Raw genomic sequence first — 11,791 nt, forward strand, 5'->3', positions numbered from 1 at the left:
TAGTTGATCGTTTTGTTTGAGTGAACTTGCTCGGTTTCTGTTTGTTTCAACAACAACAGCGGCTTAGTGTGGAGATGGGTGCCAGGTAGTAATATGGCTGTATATGGGTGTACTGGTATTGCATCATGGCGCTAAATTAATAGTTATTTTGGATATACAGTCTATTCTTTTACTAGACTATTAAAATATTTTAAAGCCCGGTCAGGTTATGCTGCCGGGCTTTCTACTTAAAATATCTTGATGATGATCCTGATGCTCCAGAAGATCACCAGGGCTCCTAAAAGGATCATAGCTGTTTTTCTCGGCAGCTTACCGGTTAGCTTGGCAGCCAGCGGCGCAGCCAGCAGGCCGCCGACGATCAGGGCTACAATAACCTGCCAGTGCGATACCCCTTGCAGGGTGAAGAAGGTGAAAGCACTTGCCAGGGTTACAAAGAATTCTGTAAGGCTTACCGATCCGATCACAAAACGTGGGCTGCGGCCTTTGGTGATCAACGTGGTGGTTACGATAGGTCCCCAACCGCCACCGCCAAATGAATCGAGGAAACCGCCTGCACCGGCCAACAATCCATACCGTTTGAATTTCTTTTTCTGCTGTTGCTGCCTGAACGCATTATAGAGGATCTTCAATCCCAGGAACATTGTATACGATGCCAGGATAGGGCGCAGGTAGGCGGTATGTGATTCACCGTATTTAGAGAGCAATATAGCGCCCAGGATCGCCCCAATCACACCAGGTATTACCAGTACGCGGAACAGTTTTTTGTTGACGTTTCCAAATTTATAGTGGCTATAACCAGAAGCTCCGCTCGCAAACATTTCTGCCGTATGGATACTTCCACTGATCGCTGCCAGGTTTACCCCTGCAGAGAGCAGGATCGTGGTACTGGTAACACCGTACCCCATACCGAGGGCACCGTCCACCAACTGGGCGAGGAAACCCGCCATAACCATCCAATGGAAGTTCTTGTCGAGGGTCTGGTACCATTTAACGGTATCATCGGCCATTTGGCGTAAAGGCAGGTAAGAAAAAATGAAATGACCGATCAGCATGGCCGCGAAGATCAGCAGCGAATAGGTGGCTATTTTTCGCCAACGTCTTTCCTTTTCGGCGGTATCACGCTCAACGAGAATTTTGGTGAGGTCATTGAGGCGCTTCACCTTATATTCAAAATTGCCATTGAGCCTGTTTCGTACGGTATGCAGGTTATTGATCACCTCATTGAGTTCACCTGGCAATGCCTTGTTTAATACCTCCTTGATACGCTTAGCCGCCGTAGGTGACTTACCGTTAGTAGAGATCGCTATTTTAAGATTGCCTTTCTGCACCACGGAGCTCAGGTAGAAGTCGCATTGATCGGGCTTATCGGCAGCGTTGACCAATATCTTCCGTTCACGGGCAAGATCACGGATGGTTTTGCTGGCCTCTTTATCATCTATGGCCAGTACCACCAGGTCTTTTCCATCGAGATCGGCCTCTTCAAACGGGCGTTCCCCGATGCTCACGAACTGATAATTTTCGGCGAGTTCCCGTACTTCTTCCAATACTTTGGTGGCTACCACCGACACCTTCGCCTGTGGGGAGTTGTTCAGGATGGCGGTGAGCTTTTCCAAGCCCACCTTCCCAGCGCCTACCAGCAGCACCTCCAGGACCTCGAGACGCAGAAATACCGGGAACAGGAAGTTGGCATCCTGTGCCGCTGCTTCGGCTCCCGGTATTTTGGTTTGTTGATTTTCTTTCGACATCCTGTAGGTATTAATTAGTTGTTCGTTTTTCCAGATCTATGCTGTAACCCATTGTTCACGTACGGCAAAATCTCCAAATGTTTCACCTTCCTTCCGCTTCTTGCTGTATACCTCGAAGAGGCTGTCCAGCTCACGCAAAATCGCCGATTCGTCGAGGCTATCCTTGTATTTCTTATTGAGCCTGAAACCATCGCGATCGCCGCCCAGGTGCATATTGTACAGTCCATAACCAGTACCTACAAAACCGATCTCTGCGGCATAAGGTCTTCCGCATCCATTGGGGCAACCCGTCATTCTCACGGAAATCTCATCATCGCTGATCTTGTGTTTATCCATCAGTGGCTCTATCTTACTGATCAGCGTGGGCAGGTATCGTTGAGCTTCGGCCAGGGCCAGCGGGCAGGTATTGAAGGCCACACAGGCAATCGCACTGCGCCGAACAGGGCCGGCACTGTTAGTGTGTGCAATGATACCAAATTGCTCCAAAATATCTTCAACCGCTTTTTTATCTTTTGGGGCGATATCACTAACTATGACATTCTGATTGCAAGTGAAGCGAAAATTGGCTTTCCCGGTTTTAGCTATTTCCAGGAGTGCCGTTTTCATGGCCACCTTTTCGTCGTCAAGAATGCGACCATTTTCTGAGAATACAGTATAGTACCATTTCTGCTCATGGTTCTGGTGCCAGCCGTAATAATCGGGCCGGTGATCGAACTTGAAGTCTTTGGTCTCTTCGAGCGCAAAGCCGCAACGTTTTTCCAGTTCGGCCTTGAATGCCTCTACACCCATGCGGTCGACCGTATATTTCAGACGCGACAGTTTGCGGTCGCTGCGGTTACCGAAATCCCGCTGTATGGTGATCACTTCATAAGCAGCCTTCAACGTATTTTCTTCGCCGCGTACAAAACCGAGGATAGTTCCCAGGCGCGGATAAGTACTCGCATTGCCGTGGGTAGCACCGAGCCCCCCGCCTACGGCCATGTTGAAACCGATCAGCTTGCCGTTCTCCACTATGGCTATCAACCCCAGGTCGTTGGTAAATACATCCACATCGTTGTGTGGCGGTATGGCAATGGCGATCTTGAATTTCCGGGGCAGGTAACGCTCCTGGTACAAGGGATCTTCTTCTTCCTTCTTATCGGTCAATGGCTTTTCGTTCAACCACACTTCGTAATATGCCTTCGTCTTAGGCAGTGCGAGTTGGCTCAGTTTACCGGCATATTGAAACACTTCTTCATGAATGGGCGACTGCTTGGGGTGTGCACCACACACTACATTTCGGTTCACATCACCGCAAGCGGCAATAGAATCGAGGTGGATCGTATTGAAAGCCTGCAAGGTAGGCTTGATGTGCGATTTGAGAATACCGTGCAGCTGTATGGTTTGCCTGGTCGTGATCTTGATAGTACCGGTAGAATGTTCACCGGCGATGTTGTGCAGACCCAGCCATTGTTCCGGTGTAAGGAAACCACCCGGCAGGCGGAGACGCACCATGTATGAATACAGCCATTCCAGCTTCTTGGCGCTGCGCTCTTCACGACGGTCGCGGTCGTCTTGCTGGTACATACCGTGAAACTTGATCAGCGATTGGTCATTCTCCCGCAACGCGCCGGTTATTTCATCGTGTAAGCTTTGTTTGAGGGTGCCACGGAGTGCATCACTTTCGGTTTTGATCTTCTCTACGGGCGACAAATTCTTATTCGTACTCATATTTCGGTAGTGAATGGTCGGTTGACTGATTAATAAACATCTAACAAATACCTGCCTTCCTCTTTCAGTTGATTGAGGTACTGGATGGCCTGCTCGTCGGTTTTGGCGCCATAGCGCTGTATCACCTGCAGCAGGGCAAACTCTACGTCTACACTCATCGGCGCCTTTGCACCACATATGTACACATAGGCGCCGTTACTGATCCACTTCCACAGCTCGGCAGCTTTCTCCAGGATGCGGTGCTGTACATAGATCTTATAGTCCTGGTCGCGCGAGAAGGCGAGGCTGATATTGGTCAAAGCGCCGGTTTGCAACCAGTTCTGCAATTCGGTTTGGTACAGGAAGTCGGTTATGAAATGCTGATCGCCGAAGAAGAGCCAGTTGCGTCCTTCTGCTCCGGTCGCATCGCGCTCGGCGAGGAAGGAACGGAAGGGAGCAATTCCGGTACCGGGCCCTATCATGATCACATCTTTGCCGGCTTCGGGTAGTCTGAACTGGTTGTTCTTGTGAATATAGAACTGTATTTCACTGTCGGGGGAGAGGTGCTGCGACAGGTAATCGGAGCAGAGTCCGTACTTCGCTTCCTGGTTAATGTAGAAAGTATCCCTTGCTACCGTAACATGCATCTCCCCGCTGTGGGCATTGGGAGAAGAAGAGATCGAATACAACCGGGGCGTTATGGGCTCCAGGATCGAAAACACTTCCAGGAATTGTTGCAGGTCCTTTACCGGATAGATCTTCATTAGGTCTACCAGGCCGATCTTGGTTTCGGGTATATCCTGCTTTACGATCGCCGCATACTGCTTCACCACGCGCTCGGGTAGCCAGGCTATATTGATACGCTTCTTCAGGTGGTTGTAGATCGAATCGCTTTCGTTGCGGAAAGCGATCTCTGTATTGTTATTGCTGAAACCCAGCGCCAGTATGGTATCTACCACCTGCTTTGAGTTTTCGGGAATGATGCCCAATGAATCGCCCGGCAGGTAATCCACTTCTTCCTCTACACCTATCTCGATATGGTAGGTTTCTTTGGAAGCACCGCGGTCGTTCAGGTTTATATTGGTAAGGACGGTGCCTTTATAAGTTTTCTTTCCGGTGGCTTTCTTAGCAACCGCTACGCCTGCAGTGGCTGCGGGCGCGGCGCTGCCCGCTGTAGTGAGCTGCGTCAACACATTGGAGAACCAGCTGGTTGCTTCCGTGTGGTAATCGGTATCGCAGCACTGCAACGATACTACGCGCTGACCGCCCAACTTCAGTAACTGTGCATCGACATCTTCGCCGGCCTTGCAGAACAAGGGATACGATGTATCGCCGAGTGCCAGTACACCAAACTTCAGCTGGTTGAGCTTGAATCCATTTTGGTGAATATGGTCGTAGAACTTCTTCGCGGTGGCAGGTGGTTCACCTTCACCTTGTGTACTGATGATGGTAAAGAAATATTCTTCTTTCGACAGGTCGTTGAGTTTATACTGATCCAGGCTCACCAGTTTGGCATTAATGCCCTTCTTCTTCGCCTGCGAAGCAAAATCAGCAGCCAGCTTCTTGGAGTTGCCGGTTTCGGTACCGTAAGCAATGGTAATCTTCTGTACGGCAGGCTTGGCATCAGCAGGCGCTGCCGCGGGTGCGGGGGCCGACTGTTGCGCAGGCTGGTGTTGTGCCAGCAAGCCAGCCAGGTATCCATTCATCCAGATCAACTCGTCTTTGCTGGAAGTGTTTACCAGGTCAAGCAACAACTTCAATTTAGGCTCTACTAACATGGTCTTTTACTTTTTCAGTATGGTCGGTTATGGTTGTAAATAACTTGGCTACAGGCTTAAAGTATTCTTCCCTGCTATTGCTGTTGGCCAGCCAGTTGAACTGCTCATGGAGGCCCACTACCTTACCAATGATCACCAGGGAAGGAGAAATGAATTTGATGCCTTTCAACTGTTCGTTGTAAGCATAGATGTTCGACACGTGCACGTTCTGCAGTGGCGTGGTAGCCTGTTCAACTACCGCCAGCAGCTTATCGGCACTGATATTGTTTTTCGTAAGATTCGCCACTACCCCATCGAGGGTTTCGGACGACATATAGAATACCAGGGTATCATCTGTTGCAGCCAGCTCTTTCCAATATGCTTCCGATACCACGTCGGATTTATAATAAGTAAGGAATCGAACAGCTGTCGAGTACCCTCTGGCGGTGAGTGGAATGCCTGCAAAAGCAGCGGCTCCCAGGGCGGCTGTTACGCCGGGAATAATCTCATAAGGTATTTGGTTTGCGGCGAGCGCCTGCAATTCATCCAGCACATTCGAGAAGATGGAGACATCCCCACCCTTCAGGCGCACGACCAGTTTACCGGCCAAAGCATATTCAACGATCAGTTCATTGATCGTTTCCTGAGGTGTCGATAAGCCGCGGCGGCACTGCTTGCCAACATAGATCAGTTCCGCATCGGCAGGTACCCAGGCCTTGAGTATATCCTCACTCACCAGCCGGTCGGTCAATACCACATCAGCCTGCTGCAGGTAACGGGCCACCTTGATGGTCAGCAATTCGGGATCACCCGGGCCGGCGCCCGCCAATATCACCTTACCTGTTTGCTTTGTACTCATTATGTCTACTTTTTTAGTAGATTAAAGGGGCAAAAAAATATCAACAGTATTTACTGTCTTTTTGCATTATCCGGGCGGCCATGGACCATGGCCGTTATTGCTTTATTGATTATTGGATCATACAGGCGCCCACGGTTACGTGGCTGGTCTCATCGATCAGGATGGCGCCACCATTAGCCCTTAACTCCTGGTAGGAATCGTACGGGATGGGGGAGGCGGTTTTGATCGTGGCTTTGATCACATCATTCAGCAATGCCTGTGCAGGAGCTTCATTCCTTTCGAGTGTATTTACATCCAGCTTGTATTCTATATTCCGGACTACCGATCGTACTACGCGGCTATTGATTTGCAACAGATACTTATTTCCGGGTACCAGCGGCTTATTGTCCATCCAACATACCAGCACCTCCAGCTCCTGGGCCGTCTTCACGGGCTGGGCAGCATTTACTATCACATCACCACGACTGATATCGATATTATCGGCTAGGTGCAGCACTATGCTCTGGGGCGCAAATGCCTCCTCTACTTCCTTACCGGCAACTTCAATAGCCTTGATCCTGCTTTGAATCCCGGCGGGCTGTACAGTTACCGTATCGCCCACTTTGTACACGCCGCTGATGATCTTACCGGCGTAACCACGGTAGTCATGCAGATCGTCCGTTTGAGGACGGATCACATACTGTACCGGGAAACGGCCATTGGTTAGATCGATGGTATCCTGGATCTCCACTTCTTCGAGGTAATTCAACAGGGATGGACCTTCGTACCAGCTCATCTTATCCGACTTCTCTACGATATTATCTCCCTGCAAGGCGCTGAGCGGTATATAGGTAACCTGCTTAAGCCCGAGCGACTGGGCCACTTTAGCATAATCAATCACAATATTGTTGTACACATCCTGGGAGAAATTCACCAGGTCCATTTTATTGATGGCCACCACGACGTGGCGGATGTTCAGCAGTGATGCGATGATCGAGTGACGGCGTGTTTGTTCCGCTACTCCATTGCGCGCATCGATGAGGATGATGGCCAGGTCGGCATTGGAAGCTCCTGTAACCATGTTGCGGGTATACTGAATATGACCGGGCGCATCGGCAATGATGAACTTCCGTTTGGGGGTAGAGAAATACTTATACGCTACGTCGATAGTGATACCCTGTTCACGTTCTGCGCGCAGGCCATCTGTCAGCAAAGCGAGGTCGATCTCCCCTTCTTCCTTGTTCTTGCTCTGGCGCTCGATCGCTTCCAGCTGATCGATCATGATACTCTTACTATCATACAGCAACCGGCCAATCAGGGTGCTTTTGCCATCATCAACACTACCGGCAGTTATGAAACGAAGTAAGTCCATCTTAATAATTTATAGTTGTTACTGTTTTGTTTGTTTTGTCGGTTGCACACCCGGAAGCACCCGTTGTGCTTTTGCGCCATTAGACGCAGCCATTAGAAATATCCGTTCTTCTTCCTGTCTTCCATCGCTGCTTCGGATACCCGATCGTCGATACGTGTTTCACCACGCTCACTGGTTTTGGTAGCAATGATCTCGGTAATGATATCGTCAATGTTAGTGGCTGTAGATTCAACGGCTGCAGTACAGGTCATATCACCCACTGTGCGATAACGTACTTTTCTGGTAAGCACCCTATCCGTAGACTCGAGCTGGATGAACTCGGATACAGCTACCAGCTGTCCCTGGTGTTCGATCACTTCCCGATCGTGCGAGAAATAGATGGAAGGCAGCCCGATCTTCTCACGACGGATATAGTTCCATACGTCGAGCTCGGTCCAGTTGCTGATGGGGAATACCCGTACGTTCTCGCCCTTGTGGATCTTACCATTGTAGGTATTCCAGAGTTCGGGGCGTTGCAGTTTGGGGTCCCACTGCCCGAATTCGTCCCTTACAGAGAAAATTCTTTCTTTGGCCCTTGCTTTTTCTTCATCGCGGCGTGCGCCACCAATACAGGCATCGAACTTGAACTCTTCGATGGTATCGAGCAGGGTGAAGGTTTGCAGCGCATTGCGGCTGGCAAATTTCCCTTTGGGCTCAGTAAGTTGCTTTGCCTTGATGGTATCACCTACATGGCGAACAATGAGCTTTTCACCGAGGGTAGCCGCCAGTGCATCGCGGTAGTCCAACGCTTCCTGGAAATTATGGCCGGTATCGATGTGTACCAGCGGGAAGGGGAACTTGCCGGGTCTGAAGGCTTTGAGGGCCAGGTGAACAAGAGTGATAGAATCCTTACCTCCCGAAAACAACAAGGCGGGCCTTTCGAACTGACCTGCCACTTCACGGAAGATATGTATCGCTTCCGACTCCAACTGATCCAGGTAATCTAATCTGTAAGCACTCATTCGTTCAATATTTTTATTCCTTCAAAAGTATTTATTACTGTATTATTTTTCGCCGTTGTGTCCTTATGAATGAACATGCAGGCCACACTCTTTCTTACTCGCGTCCTCCCACCACCAGCGGCCGGCGCGGAAATCTTCTCCGGGTCTGATGGCACGCGTACAGGGGGCACAACCGATGCTCACAAATCCCTTATCGTGCAGCGGATTGTAAGGAACATTGTTGTCGTCGATGAACCGGCGCACGGCTTCGGTGGTCCAGTTCAGAATAGGATTGTACTTGATCACCTGGTTCGACTCGTCCCATTCGAAGACGGCCAGGTTGTTCCTGTCAGGGGAATGCTCCGCCCGCAGCCCCGTGATCCATACAGCATTCCCCTGAAGCGCTCTTTTCAATGGCTCTACTTTCCTTATAAAACAACATTTCTTACGATGTTCTACCGACTCATAAAAAGCATTGGGTCCGTTTTGCAGCACAAATTCCTCGAGCGCCTCGTTATTGGGATAATATGCTTTTACGTTCGATTCATATTTTGTATTGGTACTATTCCACACAGAATAGGTTTCAGCAAACAGGCGTCCGGTATCGAGGGTAAACACTTTAATGGGAAGGCTGTTGCTGAATATTTCATGGGCCACCACCTGATCTTCAAAGCTGAAGCTGGTGGAGAAAGTCACCTGGCCGGGGAATGTCCTCGCCAGCAATGCCAGCACTTCAGCGATAGATAGTCCACTCGACTGATAGGTTAATTCGGCAGTATAATCCTTAAGTGACGTATGCATGTATGTTGAACATTCAGTGGTAATCGAAAAATGATAGCGGGAAACAAGCAAAATAGGAGGAAATGAATCAACAGCAACAACAATAGTTGTAACAATAGGAGATAGTATTGTATTGCATCGCGATAGTGTGTAACATGAACAAAATTCGTTGACTCACTAACAAAGATAAGGTCCGGGGCGGAAACGGACAATTTTTTCTACCTCATAGGTAGACTAATACTTTTTTTAACAATTGCTGTTGCTAATGAATGTTAGTTCCGCCAGCCGGCTGCATTATTTCGATGATACACAACGGAATCCGGTGTGCTCAAGCCCAGTATCGGGAGAGGTTTTCATGCGTGCTGTAACGCGGTATCCTTTACAGTAAGAGGCATTGCACATGAAGGATCCGCCGCGCACTACTTTCTTAGGCACAGTGGGTTCCATGGGGTCATTGCTTTGACCGGGGCCGGCAGGGTTGAAGGCATTGGCATTTTTTTGTGCGGCATACCAATTCGCATCATACCAGTCGCTGCACCATTCCCATACATTACCTGCCATGTCGTATAGTCCGTATTGATTCGACGCAAACGATTTCACAGGCGCCAAGGCCTGGAAGCGATCCCATCCTGTATTCTTATCGGGGAAACTGCCCTGCCAGGTGTTGGCCTTGGGTTTGCCTTTTTCGATGTCTTCATTACCCCATGGGTATATGGCATCCTGTACCCCACCCCTTGCTGCATACTCCCACTCAGCTTCGGTAGGCAAGCGCTTACCGGCCCAGCGGGCATAGGCTTCTGCATCGAACCAGGAGATATGTACTACGGGATAATTGTCTCTTCCTTTGAGGTCGCTGCCCTCGCCTTGCGGATGGCGCCAGTTGGCTCCTTTTTTCCACGACCACCACTGCGAGGCATCATCTAACGGCACCGGGTGTGCTGGCGGAGCAAATACCAGCGAAGCAGCCACCAGCACATCTTCGGAAGGCTTGGGCGTGCCGGGCGGTAACTGTTTTTTCATCTCTTCCCAATCGGGCTTTTTTTCGGCAGTGGTTACATAGCCGGTGGCATCTACAAACTTGCTGAACTGTGCATTGGTCACCTCAGTGGCGTCGATCCAGAAACCTGCCACTGATACTTTATGCTGCGGATATTCATCGGGCCTGCCTTCATTATCGGTGGCCCCCATGCCATACGTGGTGCCGGCGATCCAGATCATTCCGTTGTGCGATACACTATCGCTTTGCGCTATGGAGCTATCGCCGCCGGCCACGGGAAAACGTGCAGGCAGATTCGACTCGCAGGATACCGCAGTATCATGTTGCGCAACAGCAGTTTTGGCCGCATCCGATGAATTACAGGAATAAATAAACCCTAGTGCCAGGATCTGCAGGAGGCCTCTTTTCATTGCCCCAAGTTAAGGCATCCTGTGTTTTAGAGGCGCTATTTTTTCGCCTTTGAACGCATTAAAACTTCATTTACCCCACTTTTTTAGTAGAGTGCTATTTCTTCTTCCGGCGCCTTGCCTGGTCGATCGCTTCGAGCAGTCCATGTTCGGGCTTATCGAGGGTGAGCTCCCAGAACATGATGCCATTAAGGCCTTTATCGAGCGCATACTTTGTTTTAAGGTCGATGGAAGTACTGTCGTCGAAAGTAGCAAACAGCTTTTGAGCAGCATTATAAGCGTAGGGCGCCTTGGCTACATCATCCCAATAGAAAGTGTAACCCTGTTCGGCCGTTATGTTTTTCGGGAAGGTTCTGTACGGAACAAAGCTCTTGAATTTGGTGGCGCGATAAAGACCATTGTTCACACTATCTACCCCATCGAAAACACGCGCATAGAAGGCTGCACCGATCACTAGTTTATTGGCGGGGATGCCCAGCGACAACAAGTACTGCACGGCATTATCGGCCGACTCCTTTTGACCGGCTGTGGAATATAGCCCCGGGTGGTGACCAGTCACTGTACTAAATCCATTGACGAGGTCGTAGCTCATAATATTGACCCTATCCACCACGGCCATTACTTTCTTCCATTCGATCGATTCTTCCAGGAATTTAGGGAAACCTCCTGCGGCAAAGCTGATCTCCTGTTTTTTGCCGAGGGCTTTGCGCAGGGCGATCACCAGCTCAGTGAAATTGGACTTGTCGGCTTCCTTGTACGGATGGCCGGGATGGCCTTCAATAGCGGGATATTCCCAGTCGAGGTCGATGCCATCGGTACCGAGTTTATCGGTCCACTCTTTTACCGATTGGGCAAACTCATTTCTCCCTTCGGCGGTTGCAAATACATCCGAGCAGGTCTTACAGCCGCCCCAGCCGCCCAGGGAGAGCAGTATTTTCAAAGATGGGTTCTTGTCCTTCAGCGACACCAGCTTCCTGATAATAGGTTCGCCATTGCCTACAAACAGCTTGTTCTCTTTGAGGTGGCAGAAACTATAGATGATGTGGGTAAGCTGTTGTACGTTGTACTGATCGATCTCTGTGGCATTACCCGAGTAATAGGCCAGTACGGCCAAAGGTCTTCTAGCATCAGTTCGTTTAGACTGCCTTGCCTGGGCAGCGTTAAAGATCAATAGCAGGAAGAGCAGGTTGGTAAGAAGGTGTCGCATCATACATGAATTTACATAA

General features: G+C 49.8%; 9 protein-coding genes. All 9 read right to left on the reverse strand.

The window, feature by feature from the left end; translation table 11 throughout:
- Positions 1-227: 227 nt before the first annotated feature.
- Entirely contained in the window at positions 228-1,745 is a 1,518-nt protein-coding gene (locus P2H89_RS31755) for a TSUP family transporter (RefSeq protein WP_275834864.1), read from the reverse strand.
- Positions 1,746-1,781: 36 nt separating this feature from the next.
- Complete coding sequence (locus P2H89_RS31760; protein WP_275834865.1) at positions 1,782-3,455, reverse strand: NADPH-dependent assimilatory sulfite reductase hemoprotein subunit; 1,674 nt, start codon at positions 3,453-3,455, stop codon at positions 1,782-1,784.
- A 29-nt stretch (positions 3,456-3,484) separates the two neighbouring features.
- Complete coding sequence (locus tag P2H89_RS31765) at positions 3,485-5,212, reverse strand: flavodoxin domain-containing protein (RefSeq protein ID WP_275834868.1); 1,728 nt, start codon at positions 5,210-5,212, stop codon at positions 3,485-3,487.
- Complete coding sequence (gene cobA, locus P2H89_RS31770) at positions 5,196-6,050, reverse strand: uroporphyrinogen-III C-methyltransferase (RefSeq protein ID WP_275834870.1); 855 nt, start codon at positions 6,048-6,050, stop codon at positions 5,196-5,198. The genes P2H89_RS31765 and cobA overlap by 17 nt, the downstream gene beginning before the upstream one ends.
- Before the next feature lie 109 nt (positions 6,051-6,159).
- Entirely contained in the window at positions 6,160-7,401 is a 1,242-nt protein-coding gene (locus P2H89_RS31775; RefSeq protein WP_275834872.1) for a GTP-binding protein, read from the reverse strand.
- Positions 7,402-7,493: 92 nt separating this feature from the next.
- A complete protein-coding gene (gene cysD / locus P2H89_RS31780; RefSeq protein WP_275834874.1) occupies positions 7,494-8,402 on the reverse strand; it encodes a sulfate adenylyltransferase subunit CysD in 909 nt (302 codons plus the stop codon).
- Between the two features lie 63 nt (positions 8,403-8,465).
- Positions 8,466-9,182: a phosphoadenylyl-sulfate reductase gene (locus P2H89_RS31785; protein WP_275834876.1), complete on the reverse strand. Its 717-nt coding sequence runs from the start codon at positions 9,180-9,182 to the stop codon at positions 8,466-8,468.
- Positions 9,183-9,455: 273 nt separating this feature from the next.
- On the reverse strand, positions 9,456-10,568 hold the full coding sequence (locus P2H89_RS31790) for a formylglycine-generating enzyme family protein (RefSeq protein ID WP_275834878.1): 1,113 nt from the start codon (positions 10,566-10,568) through the stop codon (positions 9,456-9,458).
- A 94-nt stretch (positions 10,569-10,662) separates the two neighbouring features.
- Positions 10,663-11,775, reverse strand: coding sequence for a glycoside hydrolase family 18 protein (locus tag P2H89_RS31795; protein ID WP_275834879.1), 1,113 nt, complete (start codon positions 11,773-11,775; stop codon positions 10,663-10,665).
- Positions 11,776-11,791 lie beyond the last annotated feature (16 nt).

Origin of the sequence: Paraflavitalea sp. CAU 1676, assembly GCF_029223285.1 — a bacterium.
Classification (GTDB): Bacteria; Bacteroidota; Bacteroidia; order Chitinophagales; family Chitinophagaceae; genus Paraflavitalea.